General features: G+C 72.8%; 2 protein-coding genes and 2 pseudogenes. 3 read left to right on the top strand and 1 reads right to left on the bottom strand.

Annotation, left to right across the window (positions count from 1 at the left end; all coding sequences use genetic code 11):
* Positions 1-22 precede the first annotated feature (22 nt).
* Positions 23-1,768, bottom strand: coding sequence for a cyclic peptide export ABC transporter (locus PL79_RS20645; protein ID WP_044843577.1), 1,746 nt, complete (start codon positions 1,766-1,768; stop codon positions 23-25).
* A 272-nt stretch (positions 1,769-2,040) separates the two neighbouring features.
* Here PL79_RS20645 and PL79_RS20640 point away from each other — a divergent pair.
* The 3 genes and pseudogenes from PL79_RS20640 to PL79_RS20630 all read left to right on the top strand — a co-directional run bounded on the left by PL79_RS20640 (position 2,041) and on the right by PL79_RS20630 (position 17,747).
* A pseudogene (locus tag PL79_RS20640) lies at positions 2,041-11,737 on the top strand (amino acid adenylation domain-containing protein).
* A gap of 9 nt (positions 11,738-11,746) precedes the next feature.
* A complete protein-coding gene (locus PL79_RS20635) occupies positions 11,747-16,747 on the top strand; it encodes a non-ribosomal peptide synthetase (RefSeq protein ID WP_044843576.1) in 5,001 nt (1,666 codons plus the stop codon).
* Positions 16,737-17,747 (top strand): annotated as a pseudogene (locus tag PL79_RS20630) (GNAT family N-acetyltransferase). Before PL79_RS20635 ends, PL79_RS20630 begins: the two are co-directional and overlap by 11 nt.
* The last annotated feature ends 22 nt before the right edge of the window (positions 17,748-17,769 follow it).

The following is a 17,769-nucleotide window of genomic DNA, read 5'->3' as shown; positions in this document are numbered from 1 at the left end:
GGCGGCAGGTGTTTGACGATACTTACGCGCTCAGCGCATCCGCACCATCGCGTACGCGTGACCGTGCGGGCGTCGTATCGCTGACGATCTGCCCGTTGTCGAGCTTCAGCAGGCGATCGGCGAGACCGAAATAGCGGTCGTCGTGCGTGATCACGATCACGGCCTTGCCGCGCGCGCGCAGCTCGGGCAGCAACTGTTCGTAGAACACCGCCTTGAACGACGGATCCTGGTCGGCCGCCCATTCGTCGAACAGGTAGAACGGCCGGTCCTCCAGGTACGCGACGACGAGCGCGAGCCGCTTGCGTTGCCCGGTCGACAGCGCGCGGTTCGAGAACGCGCCGTCGACGACCTTCACCTTGTGATCGAGCGCGAGCTTCGCGACCAGCGCGTTCGCGCGCGCATCGGCCTGCGCCCGCGCCGGATCGTCTGGATCGACGATGCCGAGCAGCGCATCGAACAGGTGGAAGTCGTTGAACACCGCGCTGAAACGCTGCCGGTACGCGGCGCGCTCGCGCCAGCCGATCGGGCGGCCGTCGACCTCGATCGTGCCTTCCTCCGGCTCGTAGAGCCCCGTCAGCACCTTCGCGAGCGTCGTCTTGCCGCTGCCGTTGCCGCCGACGATGAACACGAGCTCGCCCGGCCGGATCGTCAGGTCGATCGGCCCGATGCGGAACATCCGTTCGTCGCGCTCGTGGAAATACGCGTGCGTGACGCCGCGCAGCGTGACGGCGCCTGCCGGCGGCACGTCGGGTGCGTCGCTCGCAGGCGGCACCGTCCGCAGCGCGCCGAATTCGGCCATCACGCCTTCGATGCGCCCGAGCGACACGCGCGCCGCGTTGACGGTCGGCAGGTTGTTCAGCAGACCGTCGAGCGGCACCAGCATGAACAGGAACACGACGACGTAGCCGGCCGCCGTGCCCGCATCGGCATGCACGCCGAGCTGCGGCCAGAACGCGGCCGCGCCGAGGAACACGTAGAACAGGAAGATGATCCAGCCGACGCCGACCGCATACGCGCTGAACGCGCGGCGGCGGTGGTCGCGCACCTCGCCGATCGCGGCGCCGAGCTGGCCGTCGACGAACTGGCGCGCGCGCGCGTCGTGCAGCTTCAGTTCCTTCGCGCCGGAGAACAGCGAGCCGAGATAGCCGAACAGGCGGTCCTGCGCGTGGCCGGCCGCCTCCAGCGACGCGATCGCGCGGCGATCGCCGGTGTGATAGCCGAGCGAGCCGGCGACGATCGCGGTCAGCGCGAGCACGCACACGGGCCACGACAGCCACGCGAGATAGCCGAGGCAGCCGAACACGATCGAGCCGTGCATCACCAGGTTCGGCAGCGCGAAGAACAGCATCGACACGTTGGTCGCGTCGTCGGTCAGCACCGACTGCACGGGCGCCGCGCCGATCCGCTCGATGTCGCGCAGCTCGGCCGCGCCGACGCGCCGCGCGAGATGCACGCGCAGCCGCGCCATCGTGTCCTGCGACAGCCGGGCGAACAGCGTGCCCGACACGATCCGCGTGACGAGCGCGATCACCGCGCACAGCGCGAAGCGCCACGCGAGCGCCGCGTCGGCCGCGCCGGGCGTCGCGAGCGCGCGGTTCAGCGTCGCGACGAGCAGCACGCTCGCGACGCCGTTGAGCACGCAGGCGACGAGCGCGAGCGCGAGCGACGCGCGGCTTTCGCGCAGCAACGCGAGGATCAGGCGGGCCGCGGGGCGGCCGGGGGAGGCGTCGAGGGACGGCGGGGAAGAAGGCTCGTGGGCAGCGGTCATCGGCAACGTCGGTAAATGAAGGGCAGGCAAACCCTGCGGAAACGGCAAGACTGATGCGAAAGCGGCGCGCGGGGCGGGCCCGGTTGCGACTTTCCTCCCTGATAGACGAACGGGCCGCGCAAATATTTAGCCCTGCCTTCAAAAAATGCATCCGTGCCGGCTTTGCGCGCAAAACGGTAAAAAATCGGCCGCGCCGTTCGTCACACCAGTGAAGCCGCCCCATGCGGCCCCGAGACTTGGCCGAAGCGGCCGGACCGAAGGACTTCACGCACATGACGAGTTTCCCGACTGCGTTGCATCACCGAATCCGCGAACTGGCGCGCCGCGCGCCCGACGCCCCGGCGCTCGCCGCGCCTTTTCAGAACGACCTGCGCCTGTCGCGCGGCGCGCTCGACGCGCGTGCGTCGCACCTTGCCCGCCAACTGCGCGCGGCCGGTGTCGGCGCGGAAGTGCGGGTGGGTGTCTGCGTCGAGCGCTCGTGCGAGCTGTTCGTCGCGCTGCTCGCCGTGCTGAAGGCGGGCGGCGTATTCGTGCCGCTCGATCCGCGTCATCCGGCCGCGCGCCTCGACTGGATCGTCCGCGATGCGCAACTGCGGCACGGCGTCGTCGATGCGGCCGGCCGCGCGGCGCTCGGCGCGTCGTTCGAACACGCATTCGACGCAAGCTCCGCGGAGGCCGCCGCCGGCGTCGACGACGAGGACGTGCCGGTGCATCCGCGCTCGGCCGCCTACATGATCTATACGTCGGGCTCGACCGGCACGCCGAAGGCGGTGGTCGTCGAGCACGGGCCGCTCGCCGCGCATTGCGATGCGCTCGCGGCCGCGCTGCCGATCGCGGGCGGCGACCGCCTGCTGCATTTCGCGTCGGTCAATTTCGATGCCGCGCACGAGTGCTGGCTCGCGCCGCTCGCGGTTGGCGCGAGCGTGACGATCGCGCCGCCGCAACCGTTCGCGCCGGACGCCGCGCATGCGCTGATGGTGCGCGAAGCGGTCAGCGTCGCCGCATTTCCGCCGGCCTACCTGCGCGAATTCGCGGCCGTCGCCGCGCGCGACGGCGTGCCGCCGGCCTTGCGCGTGCTCGCGTTCGGCGGCGAAGCGCTGCCGCAACAGGCATTCGAATTCGTGCGCCGCACGTTCCCGTCGGTACGCCTGATCAACGGCTACGGGCCGACCGAGGCCGTGATCTCACCGATGCTGTGGCCGGTCGAGCCGGGTGAAATGCCCGCGCTGGCAGCGGACGATGCGTATGCGTCGCTGCCGATCGGTCGCGCGATCGGCCCGCGTGTCGCGCGCATCGACGGCGACGCGGCCGGCGAGCCGAATGACGCGGGCGAGGGCGGCGAGCTGCTGCTCGGCGGCGTGTGTCTCGCGCGCGGCTATCACGGCCGCCCGGCGCTGACGGCCGAACGCTTCATTCCCGATGCGCACGGCGAGCCCGGTGCCCGCGTCTATCGCACCGGCGATCTTGCGCGCCTGCGCGCCGACGGTGCGTTCGATTATCTCGGCCGCCTCGACGATCAGGTCCAGGTGCGCGGCGTGCGTGTGGAGCCCGCGGAAATCGCCGCGTGCCTGCGCACGCATCCGGCAGTGGCCGACGCGGCCGTGATCGCCGAAACCGGCAACGGGCCGACGCGGCTGATCGCGTGCGTCGCGCTGCGCGCGGCCGCCGACGACGCGGCGCTGAAGGCGCACGTGGGCGCGCAATTGCCCGCCGCGTGGCAGCCGCACCGCTTCGTGCGCTGCGATGCGCTGCCGTACACGCTGAACGGCAAGCTCGACCGTGCCGCGCTGCGCGAGCGCAGCGCGGCCGCGCGCGACGCCGAAGCACCCGCCGGCGCCGCGCCGCGCACGCCGACCGAAGCGCAGATCGCCGGCTTCTGGCAGACGCTGCTCGGCCTCGACGCGACGCCGTCGCGCGACGATCGCTTCTTCGCGCTGGGCGCCGATTCGCTCGCCGCGATGCAACTGCAGGCCGCGATCCGCGCCGCGTTGCGCGTGAACCTGCGGCTCGACACGCTGTTCGCCGATCCGGCACTGGCCGAGCTGGCCGCGCGCGTCGATCGCGCGGAGCGCGAAACGGGCGAGCCGCTCGCCGCGATTGCCGCACGCCGTGCACCGGCCGAAGCCGCCGCATCGGGTGCCCCGCATGTCGATCGTGCCGCATCGCTCGCACAGCAACGCTTCTGGGTGCTCGCGCAAACGCGCGATGCCAGCGCCGCGTATCACATCGCCGCGCACTGGACGATCGACGGCGCGCTCGACCGCGCTGCGCTGCAGCGTGCGCTCGATCACGTGATCGGGCGGCACGACGCGTGGCGCACGACACTCGTCGACAACGACGACGGCATCGTGATGCAGCGCATCCATGCCCGTCTGCCGGTTACGATCGCGACGCTCGACTTGCGCGACCAGCCGCCGGCCGCTCGCGACGCGCAAGCCGCGCGTATCGCCGAGCGCGACGCGGGCGCACCGTTCGATCTGTCGAACGGGCCGCTGCTGCGCGCGACGCTCGTCGTGCTCGCCGACGATCGCCACCGGCTGCTGCTGACTGCGCACCACGCGATCACCGACGGCTGGAGCTCGCGCTGCGCATTCGACGAATTGTCGGCCGCGTACCGTGCGTATGCGGAAGGGCGCGAACCGTCGTTGCCGCCACTGCCGATCCAGTACGCCGACTATGCGGACTGGCAGCGCGACATGCTCGCCGGCGGCGAAGGCGAGCGCCAGCTCGATTACTGGCGCGACACCTTGCGCGACGTGCCGGGCTCGCTCGCGCTGCCGGTCGATCGGAAGCCAGGTGCGACGCGCACGCTGCAGGGCGCACGCGTGTCGGTTCGCCTGCCCGACGCGGTTGCGGCCGACGTCCGGCGTCTCGCGCGCGATGCACAGGCCACGGTCTTCACGGTACTGCTGGCCGCGCTCGACGCATGGCTGTCGCGCCTGACCGGCGAGACCGACGTGGTCGTCGCGGTGCCGGTCGCGCATCGGCAGCGCCCGGAAACCCGCGCGCTGCTCGGCCTGTTCCTGAACACGGTCGCGCTGCGCGTGCAGGTGGCGCCGACGCTGCCGTTCCGCGCGCTGGTCGACGCGGCGCGTACGGCGGCACTCGATGCGGTCGCGCACCAGGACGTGCCGTTCGAGCGCGTCGTCGATGCGGTGAAACCGCCCGTCAGGCGCGGCGACGAATGGCTGCGCGTGAAATTCGCGCAGCAGTTCGACGCGCGGCACGACAGCGTGCTGCCGGGCGCGACCGCCGTTGCGACGCCGGGGCCCGATCTCGCCGCGCGCTTCGACTTCGCGCTTGATTTCACCGACGACGCGCACGGGATCGAACTCGTCGCCGCCTATGCGACCGACTGCATCGAAGCCGACACCGCGCGCGCATGGCTCGACAGCTATGCGGCGCTCGTCGCGTCCGCCGCACATGAACCGCACCGCGCGACGGCCGCGCTGCCATGCGATGCGTCGCCGGCATCGCGCCAGCCGCGCGACGGCCGTGCGTTGCGGATCGAACACGCCGACATCGTCGCCGCGTTCGCGCGGCAGGCCGCCGCGTATCCGCATCGCGTCGCACTCGCCGATGCGTCGGCGTCGCTGACGTTCGCCGAACTCGACGATGCGTCGAACCGTATCGCACATGCGCTGAAACTGCGCGGCGCGACGGCCGAAGCACCGGTCATCGTCTGCATCGAGCGCTCGGCCCGCTTCGTCGTCGGCCTGCTCGGCGCACTGAAGGCCGGCGCGCTGGCCGTGCTGCTCGACCGGCCCAGCCGGCCGCGCGCCTCGCGCCGCGGCCGCCGATTGCGGCGCACGCTGGGCGTTCGTCGCGCAGCAGCCGGACGGGGCCGCGTGGCCGGCCGGCAGCGCCGCCCAGCCGCTCGACGTCGACACGCTTGCGCAGGACGCGACGCTCGCGCATGCGGCCGGCATCCGCGTCGCGCCGCATCCGGAACAGGGCGCGTACCTGATCTATACGTCGGGTTCGACCGGCACGCCGAAGGGTGTCGTCGTGTCGCACGGCGCACTGGCCGACTACGTGCAGGGGATGCTCGACGAACTCGCATTCGCACCGGACGCGTCGTTCGCGATGGTGTCGACGGTTGCCGCCGACCTCGGCCACACGACGCTGTTCGGCGCGCTGTGCGCGGGCCGCACGCTGCACCTGCTGCCGGCCGCGTGCGCGTTCGATCCGGACCTGTTCGCCGACGAGATGCGCCGCCGCGACGTCGGCGTGCTGAAGATCGTGCCGAGCCACCTGCAGGCGCTGCTCGACGCGCGCGTGCCGGCCGACGTGCTGCCGCGCCATGCGCTCGTGACCGGCGGCGAAACGCTGACGTGGGCGCTCGTCGCGCGAATCGCCGCGCTCGCGCCGGCCTGCCGCGTGATCAACCATTACGGGCCGACCGAGGCGACCGTCGGCGCGATCGCGTGCGACACCGCGTCGATCGCCGCCGATGCGCGCGATCCCGCGAGCGGCGTGCCGCTCGGCGGCCCGCTGCCGAATGCGCGCGCGCTCGTGCTCAACGCATTCGGCGCGTGCGTGCCGGCCGGCGCGGCGGGCGAACTGTATCTGGGCGGGCCGGGCGTGGCGCGCGGCTACCTGAACCGGCCCGCGCAGACCGCCGAGCGCTTCGTGCCCGATCCGTTCGCGGCCGGTGCGCGCCTGTATCGAACCGGCGACCGCGTGCGCCTGCGCGCGGACGGCCGTCTCGCGTTCCTCGGCCGCATCGACGACCAGGTGAAGATTCGCGGCTATCGCGTCGAGCCGGGCGAGGTGAGCGCGGCGGTACGCGCGGCCGGCCCGATCGCGCAGGCCGAAACGCTCGCGATCGAGCACGACGCCCGCCTGCGGCTCGCCACGTTCGTCGTGATGCGCGACGGCGCGGCATTCGACGAAGCGGCCGTGCGCGTGGCGCTCGGCGCGACGTTGCCCGACTATATGGTGCCCGCGCAGTTCGTCGTGCTCGCACGCCTGCCGGTGACCGCGAACGGCAAGCTCGATCGCGCGGCGCTGCGCGAACTGGCCGCCGCGCCGGTGGCGGTGGCCGCCGGCGATGCGCCGCAGGGGCCCGTCGAAACGGCGCTCGCCGAAGTCTGGCAAGCGGTGCTGAAGGCGCCGCACGTCGGCCGCGACGATAATTTCTTCGAGCTCGGCGGCGATTCGATCCTCGTGCTGCAGGTGATCGCACGCGCCCGCAAGCGCGGCGTGCGCTTCACGCCGAAGCAGCTGTTCGACGGCCCGACGGTCGCCGAACTCGCGCGCATCGCGAAGATCGAGGACGTTGCCGCCGCAACGACATCGACCGTGCCGGCTCGGTCCGCAACGGTTTCCGCAGCGGTCCTGACGCCTGCACAGCAGCGCTTTTTCGCGCTCGACGTGCCGCATCCGGGCCACTGGAACCAGTCGGTCGCGTTCGACGTGCGCGGTCCGTTCGACGCCGACGCATTCGCGCGTGCATTCGATACGTTGCTCACCCATCACGACGCATTCCGCCAGCGCTTCGCGCGTGGCGCGGACGGCAAGTGGCGCGCGAGCGATGCGCTGAAACCCTACGACGCGCTGCCGTTCGTCGAAGTCGCCGCGCGCGACGAAGCAGACGCACTGGCGCGCTTCGACGCGTTGCAGCGTCGCCTCGACCTCGGCCGCGGGCCGCTCGCGTGCGCATGCGCGGCGCGGCTGCCGGACGGCGCGGCGCGGCTGTATCTGGCGATTCACCACGCGATCGTCGACGGCGTGTCGTGGCGCATCCTGCTCGACGACCTCGACGCCGCGTATCGCGCCGCATGCGAGCGCACGCCCGTTCGCCTGTCGCAGCCGGGCCTGCGCGCGGATGTGTGGGCCGCGCGCCTCGCGCGTGCCGCGACGGAGCCGGCATCGCCGTTCGCCGCTGAAGCGGCTTACTGGGCCGGCATGGCACAGGGCGACGACCTGGTGCCCGATCATCCCGACGCACCGGCGACGAACGCCGACGCGGCCGTCGTCGTGCAGACCATCGACGCGGCATTGACCCGCGCCGCGCTGACCGACGCGCACGCCGCGTATCGCACGCAGACGATCGAACTGCTGGGCGCGGCGCTCGCGTTGGCGCTGGCCGGTGCCGACGGCGCCGCGTCGTGCCGCGTCGAACTCGAAGGGCATGGCCGCGAGGCGCTGTTCGACGATGCGGACGCGAGCCGCACGATCGGCTGGCTGACGAGCCACTATCCGGTCACGCTGCCGGTCGAAGCCACCGCGCGCGACACGCTGTGCGCGGTCAAGGACACGCTGCGCGCGGTGCCGCACAAGGGGCTCGGCTTCGGCGTGCTCGCGCATTACGGCGACGCGGCGACGCGTGCGGCGCTGGCCGCCGTGCCGCGTCCGCGCGTCACGTTCAACTATCTCGGCCAGTTCGACGCGCCGCGCGACGCAGCGCTCGTGCCGCGCTTCGGCGGCACCGGCATCGAGCGCGACCCGCAAGGGCCGCTCGGCAACACGCTCGCGATCCATGCGTACCTCGATACCGACCGCGACGGCGCGCGCACGCTGAAGGTTCACTGGGTATACGGCGCGCCGCAGTTCGAGCGCGCGACGATCGATGCGCTCGCGGAACGCTTTGCGGCCGCACTGCGCGAACTCGCCGACGCATGCGCATCGCGTGTCGCGCATCGCGGCGGCGGCGCGACGCCAGGCGACTTCCCGCTCGCGCAGGCCGCCGGCCTCACGCAGGCCGCGATCGAGCGCGCGCCGCTCGACTGGCGCACGATCGACGACGTGTATCCGTTGTCGCCGATGCAGCAGGGGATCCTGTTCCATGCGCTGTTCGCGCCCGGTCATGCGAGCTACGTGAACCAGCTCGTCGCGACCGCGACTGCGCTCGATACCGACCGGCTCGCGGCCGCGTTCGCCGCCTCGGTCGCACGTCACGACATCCTGCGCACCAGCGTGATGCCCGACGAGGCCGCACCGCTGCAATGCGTGCATCGCCATGCGCGGATGCCGGTCGAGCAACTCGACTGGCGTACGCGCGGCGACACGCTCGACGCCGACTTCGACGCGTGGCTCGCGGTCGATCGCGCACGCGGCTTCGATTGGCGCGAGCCGCCGCTGATGCGGCTCACGGTGATCCGCGTAACGGACGACGCGTGGCGCGTCGTGTGGACGCGCCACCATGTGCTGCTCGACGGCTGGAGCACCGCGCGCCTGCTCGCGGACGTGCTGCGCGACTATCGCGACCCCGACGCGGTGTCGCCGTTCGCGAGCCGCCCGGCGCTGCGCTATCGCGACTTCATCGCGTGGCTCGGCACGCGCGACCGCGACGCCGACGAGCGTTTCTGGACCCGGCGGCTCGCGCGCCTCGACGCGCCGACGCTGATCGCCGAGCGTGTGGCCGACCGCGCGGACGCCGAGATGGTCACGTGGCGCGCGACGATCGACGCGGCCGCGACGACGCGTATCGCGCACACGGCGCGCGCGCTGAAGCTGACCGTCAACACGCTGGTGCAGGGCGCGTGGGCGCTCGCGCTGCAGCGCATGACGCACCAGCCGGCCGTCGCGTTCGGCGCGACCGTCGCGGGCCGTCCCGATGCGCTCGCGGACGTCGATACGGTGCTCGGCCTCTTCATCAACACGCTGCCGGTGATCACGGCGCCCGCGCCGCAACAACGCGCGGCCGACTGGCTGCAAGGATTGCAGCGCGAGAACGCGGCGGCCGCCGAGCATGCGCATACGCCGCTCGCCGACATCCAGCGCTGGGCGCGCGGCGCCGGCGGCGCGCTGTTCGACACGCTGGTCGTGTTCGAGAACTACCCGGTCGACGACACGGCGCGCGATGCCGATCCGCGTGCGCTCGCGCTGCGCGGCGTGCGCAGCATCGAGTCGACCGATTTCGCGCTGACGCTCGTGATCGAAAGCGGCGCCGAGCTCACGATCGACTACGGCTACGACACCGCGCGCGTCGATGCGCACCAGGTCGAGACCTGGCACCGCGCGTTCGCGTGCGCGCTCGATGCGCTGGCCCGCACGCCCGACGCGCTGCTCGGCACGCTGTCGATCGCCGACGACGCGACGCGCGACGCGCTGGCCAGCGCGCAAGACACCGCACGGAGCTGGCCGGACGCGCAGCGGCAACCGCTGCATCTGCAATTCGCGGACGCCGCACGCGCAACGCCCGATGCGATCGCACTCGAATACACGGATGCCCAGGGCCACGTGCAACGCGCGACCTATCGCGAACTCGACCGGAACACGACGCGCGTCGCCGCCGCGTTGCGCCGGCGCGGCGTGCAGCCCGACACGCCGGTCGCGCTGTGCGTCGAGCGTTCGTTCGACATGGTGACGGCGCTCGTCGGCGTGCTGAAGGCCGGCGCCGCGTACCTGCCGGTCGACCCCGACTATCCGGCCGAGCGCATCGCGTACCTGCTGCGCGACGCGCGGCCCGCGGTCGCGATCACCCAGGCCCATCTGAGCGCGCGAGTCGAGGCCGCGCTCGGCGACGACGCGACGACGCAGTTGCTGACGGTCGCCGATCTGCTCGCCGATGAAGCGAACGATGGCGGCGAGCACGGCGAAGCGGGCGATGCCGCCGAGATCGCGACCGACATCGACGCCGCCCAGCTCGCGTACCTGATCTACACGTCCGGCTCGACCGGCAAGCCGAAGGGCGCCGGCAACTCGCACGGCGCGCTCGCGAACCGGATCGCGTGGATGCAGCACGCGTACCGGCTCACGCGCGACGACGTCGTGCTGCACAAGACGCCGTTCGGCTTCGACGTGTCGGTGTGGGAATTCGTGTGGCCGCTCGCGACCGGCGCGAAGCTCGCGATCGCCGCGCCCGGCGACCACCGCGATCCGGCCCGCCTCGCGGCCGCGATCCATGCGCACGGCGTGACGGTGCTGCACTTCGTGCCGTCGATGCTGGCCGCGTTCGCCGCGTATCTCGACGATTTCCACGCCGCCGCGCAATGCGACAGCGTGCGCCTGATCGTCGCGAGCGGCGAGGCGCTCGCGCCGGAACTCGTCGTGAAGGTCGCGCGGCTCGTGCCGAACGCGACGCTCGTGAACCTGTACGGGCCGACGGAAGCCGCGATCGACGTGTCGCACTGGACCTGCGGCCCCGACGACGCCAACGCATTCGCGGTGCCGATCGGCCATCCGATCGCGAACCTGCAGCTGCACGTGCTCGACGCGGCCTGGCAGCCGGTGCCGGCCGGTGCGACCGGCGAACTGTATCTGGCCGGCGCGGGGCTCGCGCGCGGCTATCTCGGCCGCCCGGGGCTGACCGCCGAGCGTTTCGTGCCCGATCCGTTCGTGCCGGGCGCGCGCATGTATCGCACCGGCGACCTCGCACGGCGTCGCGCCGACGGCGCGCTCGACTACCTCGGCCGCGTCGACACGCAGGTGAAGCTGCGCGGCCAGCGGATCGAGCCGGGTGAAATCGAGGCGCTGCTGCGCACGGCGCCGGGCGTGCACGACGCGGTCGTGATCGTGCGCGACGAGCAACTGATCGGCTATGTCGCACGCGGCGACGCAGGGCCGCTCGATCGTGCGGCCCTGCTGGATTCGCTGCGCGCGCAGTTGCCGGCCTACATGGTGCCGTCGCAGCTGATCGAACTCGACGCGCTGCCGGTCACGCCGAACGGCAAGTGCGACCGCCATGCGTTGCCCGCACCGGTGCGCGAGGCGGCCGCGGCCAGCGAACTCGTGACCGACACGGAGCGCGCGCTCGCGGCGATCTGGCAACGCGTGCTGCACGTCGACGCGATCGGCCGCGACGACGATTTCTTCCTGCTCGGCGGCCACTCGCTGCTCGCGACGCAAGCCCATGCGCAGGCGAACCTGCACTGGGGCCTCGCGCTGCCGCTGCGCACGCTGTTCGACACCCGCACGCTCGCACGCTGCGCGGACGCGATCGATGCGGCCTGCGCGGCACGCGGCGCGACCGACGCGGCGAGCGCGATCGACGCGCTGCTCGGCGAACTGGAAACCCAATAAGGACGACGGATGACGAGGATGCAACCCGACTGGCTCGCACTCGCGACGCGTTTCGCGCAATTGCCCGACGCGCAGCGCGCGGTGTTCATCGACAAGCTCGGCGCGGCCGGCATCGACTTTCGCATGCTGCCGATCCCGCCGCGCACGCCGCGCGGCGACCGTGTGCCGGCATCGTTCGCGCAGACGCGGCTGTGGCTGCACGCGCGGCTGATCGACGCGCCGGACGCGTATCACATCACCGAGCGGCTCGCGCTGACGGGCCCGCTCGACGCGCACGCGCTGCGGCTCGCGTGCGATGCGCTGATCGCGCGCCATGAAGCGCTGCGCACGACCTTCGACGAAGCGGAGGACGGCGTCGCGCAGACGATCCATCCGCCGCTGCGCTGCCCGTGGCGCGAGACCGGTCTCGAAGCGCTGCCCGACGCGCAGCGCATGGCACGCGCCGAAAGCATCGCGACGGCCGACGAAGCCGCCGCGTTCGATCTCGGCGCGGCGCCGCTCATGCGCGCACACCTGATCCGTCTCGACGCGACGCATCACTGGCTCGCGCTGACCGTTCACCACATCGTGTCGGACGGCTGGTCGTCGGACGTGATGCGGTTCGAACTCGCGGCGTTCTATCGCGCGTATGCGTCGGGCGCGCCGGTGCCGCTCGCGCCGCTGCCGATCCAGTATGCGGACTATGCGCTGTGGCAACGCCGCTGGCTCGATGCCGGCGAGCGCGATCGCCAGCTGGCGTTCTGGCGCGAGCGCCTCGACCCGCAACGCGGCGTGCTGACGCTGCCCGGCGCCGCAGCGCGGCCGGCGCGCCGCAGCGCACGCGGTGCGCGTCACGTGTTTTCCCTCGACGCACACACCGGCGCGCGGCTGCGCGCGTTCGCGGCCGCGTCGGGCGCGACGCCGTTCGCGGTGCTGCTCGCGGCGCTTGACGCGCTGCTCGCGCGCGCGACCGGCGATGCGCGGATCTGCGTCGGCGTGCCGGCCGCGAACCGCGAGCGCGCGGAAACGGCCGGCCTGATCGGCTTTTTCGTCAACACGCTCGCGATCGATGTCGACGTGCCCGCGCACGGCGATTTCGCGTCGCTGGTCGCGCGCACGCAGCGCGCGCTCGTCGATGCGCAGATGCACCAGGACGTGCCGTTCGAGCAGGTCGTCGACGCGCTCGGCGTGCCGCGCAGCGCCAGCCACCATCCGCTGTTCCAGGTGATGGCCGCGTACGGCGAGCGCCGCGCGCTGCCGGCGCTGGGCGCAGCATCGGCGACCTTGCTGCCGTCCGGCACGCCTGCCGCGAAATTCGACCTGACGCTTGCCGTCGAGGCGACGCCCGACGGCACGTTCGACGCCGCATTCATCTATGCGCTCGACCTGTTCGACGGCGACGCGATCGCGCGGCTGGCCGCGCGCTTCGTCACGCTGCTCGGCGATGCGCTCGCGCGCCCCGACATGCTGATCGGCGATCTCGACTGGCTGCCAGCCGACGAACTCGCACAACTCTTCGCGTGGAACGCACCGGCGGGCGCGGCCGAAGCCGAACCGTTCGTGCCGGTGCACGCGCGGATCGCAGCGCACGCGCACGCACGGCCCGACGCACGCGGTGTCGCCGACATCGATCGCGCGCTGACGCGCGGCGAGGTCGACGCGCGCGCGGTCCGCATCGCACGCAATCTCGTCGCGGCCGGCGTGCGGCCCGAGATGCGCGTCGGCGTCGCGCTGCAGCGCTCGGTCGACCTGCTGGTCGCGCTGATCGCGGTGCTGAAGTCGGGCGCCGCGTTCGTGCCGCTCGATCCGGCGCATCCGCGCGAACGGCTCGCGCAGATCGTCGGCGACGCGGGCATCGCGCACGTGCTGACCGACGCCGCGAGCGCCGCCTCGCTGCCCGAGCTGCCGGCGCTGCGCGTCTGGCGCGCGGACGAAGTCGACGCGCTCGACGAAGCCGCGGACGTCGCGCTGCCGGACGTGCTGCCCGGCCATGCGGCGTACGCGATCTACACGTCCGGCTCGACCGGCAAGCCGAAGGGCGTGATCGTCGATCACGCGGCGTTCGCGCGGCATTGCGTGGCGATCGCCGAGCGCTACGGCGCGGGCGAGCACGACGTGTTCCTGCTGTTCCAGTCGGTCAACTTCGACGGCGCGCACGAAGGCTGGTTTTCGCAGTACCTGTCGGGCGCCGCCGTGTCGGTGACGGCCGACGTGCTGTGGCCGCCCGCGCAGACCTGCGCGATGATGATTCGCGACGGCGTGACGATGACCTACGTGCCGCCCGGCTGCGCCGCACAGCTTGCCGAATGGGCGCTCGTGCATGGCGCGCCGCCGACGCTGCGCTCGCTGACCGTCGGCGGCGAGGCGACGTCGCGCGAAGCGTTCGCGATGTTGCGCCGCGCGATGCCGAAAGTACGCGTGGTCAACGGCTACGGCCCGACCGAAACCGTGATCACGCCGACGCTGTGGATGTTCCGTCCCGGCGACGATCTCGCGACGCTCGGCGACGCCGCGTACCTGCCGATCGGCACGCTGGTCGGCGCGCGCACCGCGCACGTGCTCGACGCGCGGCTGCATCCGCTGCCGGTCGGCGTGATCGGCGAGCTGTACCTCGGCGGCGAGGGGATCGGCGTCGCGCGCGGCTATCTCGACCGTCCCGCGCTGACGGCCGAGCGCTTCGTGCCCGATCCGTACGGCGCGCCGGGCGCACGCCTGTATCGCACGGGCGACCTCGTGCGGCGGCGCGCGGACGGCGTATTCGACTTCATCGGCCGCGTCGATCACCAGGTGAAGCTGCGCGGGCTGCGCATCGAACTCGGCGAGATCGAGGCGCAACTGGCCGCGCACGATGCGGTGCGCGAAGCGTGCGCGGTCGTGCACGGGCAGGGCGCGCAGGCGCAGCTCGTCGCGTACGTCGAACTGACCGCCGACGCGCAGGCGGCCGCGCAACCGGTGGAGGCCGCGACGCTCGACGCACATCTGCGCCGCACGCTGCCCGACTACATGGTGCCCGCGCAGCTGATCGTGCTCGACGCGCTGCCGCGCAACGCGAACAGCAAGGTCGATCGGGCGCGGCTGCCGGCGCCGGTGCGCGTCGAACGCGCTTACGAGGCGCCGCACGACGGCGACGAAACCGCGCTCGCGGCGATCTGGCGCGACGTGCTGAACGTCGAGCGCGTCGGCCGCGGCGATCACTTCTTCGAACTCGGCGGCCATTCGCTGGCGGCGGTGCGCGTCGCGACGCGCGTTGCCGAGCGGCTCGGCCGCGACGTGCCGGTGCGCGCGCTGTTCGAAGCGCCGGTGCTCGCGCAATACGCGCGCCAGGTGGCTGAGGCGCCGCGCGCCGCGCACGCCGGCGCCGCGGCGCCGGGCGTCGCGATGGCGAAGCCCGATGCGCACGGCGTGTGGCCGCTGTCGCCCGCGCAACTCGGCCTGTGGTTCCTGTGGCGCGCGCAGCCGGACAGCGCCGCATACAACATTCCGGTCGCGCTGCGCGTGCGCGGCCCGCTCGACGTCGATGCGCTGCGCGCGGCGTTTTCGGCGGTCGCGGCCGCGCATCCGGCGCTGCGCACGCGGCTCGTCGCGCGCGACGGCATGCTGCCGGGCCAGCGGATCGACGCCGCGGCGAGCGTCGCGCTGCCGGTCGTCGACTTGTCCGCGCAGCCCGACGCGCTCGCGCGCGCGGCGGCGCTGACCGGCGCCGATGCGCTCGCACCGTTCGATCTCGCGGCCGACGCGCCGCTGTGGCGCGCCCGCGTGCTGCGGCTCGGCGCGGACGATCACGTGCTGTCGGTGACGATCCATCACATCGTGTCGGACGGCGAATCGATCGAGCTGTGGCTCGACGCGGTGCGCGCGCGCTATGTCGCGCTCGTGCGCGGCGAAGCGGCCCGGGCCTCTTCGACGACGACGACGCCAGAAAACACGCCGCTCGTGCTGCCCGCGCCGTGCCAGCCGGCCCGTGTCGCGTACTGGCGCGACGCGCTGGCCGATCTGCCGCCGCCCATGCTGCCGCAGCGCGCCGACGCGCCGGCCGTGCCGCAATGGCGTGCGGCGCGCATCGCGTTCGAGTTAGACGCGTCGCTGATCCGTGCCGCGCGCGATGCCGCGTCGGCGTCGCACGCGACGTTGCCGATGCTGCTGCATGCGGCGCTCAATACCGCGCTGTTCCGCGTGACCGGCGCGGCCGACCAGCCGGTCGGCGTGCTGGCATCGACGCGCGAACTCACGGGTGAAGCCGCACGCGACGCGCTCGGCCTCTTCATCAATTCGGTGGTCGTACGCACGCGGCTCGATTCCACGGCCCGCCGCGCGGACGTGCTCGCTCAGGTGCGCGATACGGCGCTTGCCGCCTATGCGCATGCGGACGTGCCGTTCGCCGACGTCGTCGCGGCGCTGCGCGCGCCGCGTGCCGCGCGGGCCAATCCGCTGTTCCAGGTGATGTTCAACTACCTGCGCCCGACCGGCGCGGCCGCACGCGACTGGGCCGGCCTGTCGCTCGCCGGCTTCGACGACGTGCGTCATCGCGTCGTGTTCACGCTGGAGCTGGACGTCGTCGAACATCCGGACGGCCGCGTGAGCGCCGCGTTCTCCTATGCGGACGAACTGCTCGACGGCCGCTTCGTCGACGCGCTCGTCGATCTTTACCACGACGAAGTCGCGCGTTTCGCCGGTGCGGCGCAAGCGCCGCTCGGCGTGCCCGATGCGCTGTTTGCCGCGCCGGCAGCGGTCGCGGTCGCACCGGCCGGCAACGCGACCCATGCGGCGGCGTCATCGCGCGTGCCGAACACGGCTGCCGCGCTCGCCGCGCTGTGGTCGGACACGTTCGCGACGGCCGCGCCCGCGCCCGATGCCGATCTGTTCGAGGCCGGCGCGACGTCGTTCGACGTCGTGCGTTTCGTCGATGCGGCGAGCCGCGACGGGCACGCGCTGACGGTCGCCGACGTGTTCGCGGCGCCGACGCTCGCGGCGCTCGGCACGCATCTCGACGCAGCGGCGCACTCGCGGCTGGAGGTGCGCGATGCTGGCTGAAGTGCGCCCGGACGGATTCACGCTGCTCGATACGTACCGCCTCGCGTTCGCGGACGGCTTGTTCGCGGTGCGCGACGGCACGGAGATCCGCGTCGCACAGGGCGACGGCATCGGCGCGCAGCTGCTGCGTGCGCAACTCGGCGACGACGGCGCGCTGCGCCTCGTCGCCTACAACCTCGCGCGGGCCGGCCGACAGCGCGCGCGCTGCTGGGCCGCGCTCGCGCGGCGGTTTCGACAGCGCGCGCACCGGCGATCCGGCTCGACCCCGCCGCATGCCGGCGGTCGCCTCGATGCGCTGCGCGCGAGCGGCGTGCTCCGGACGGCGGCGGTGCATGCGCGGGAGGGCTGGGCCCAGCAGGCCGATCTGTGGCGCGTCGGCGCGCATCTGCCGTGCGCACGCTGCCGATCTGGACCGACGGCCGGCGTCATCCGCGCGGCCGCCGCGCCGCGCGGCGACGTGCGATGCGCGCGACCTGCCGCGCTCGGCGTGCGCTTCACGCTGCGCGGGCTGGCAGCCGGCGAGGATGCCGCGCGCCTTGCGCACTGGTTCGACGAGCCGCGCGTGCGCGACGGCTGCCGGGCCGCAGCCGGCGCGCACGGCACGGCGCCCGATGCCGATCCGCACGTGAGCCCGCTCGTCGGCTGCTTCGACGGCGAACCGTTCGCGTACGTCGAGGCGTACTGGCTGAAGGAAGACCCGCTCGCGCCGCACGTCGGCGCGCGCGACTACGACCGCGGGCTGCGGATGCTGGTCGGCGCATCGCGCTGGCGCGGCCCGCATTGCGTGGCGGGCTGGCTGCCGTCCGTCGTGCATTACCTGTTTCTCGACGACCCGCGCACCGAAGCGGTCGGCTGCGCGGTCCCGGCCGGCCGCGCGCGGGTCGTCGATACCCTCGCGCGGCATGGCTTCGCGCGGCAGCGCCGCCTGGCGCTCGCCGACGGGCAGCCGCTGTGGATGCGCACGCTGCGCGAGACCTTCTTCTCCGGCCGTCACGTCTGACGGGCCGGTTTCACCGACAAGG

Origin of the sequence: Burkholderia sp. USMB20 (assembly GCF_000949135.2) — a bacterium.
GTDB lineage: Bacteria > Pseudomonadota > Gammaproteobacteria > Burkholderiales > Burkholderiaceae > Burkholderia.
This window is presented reverse-complemented; position numbering and strand designations above follow the sequence as displayed.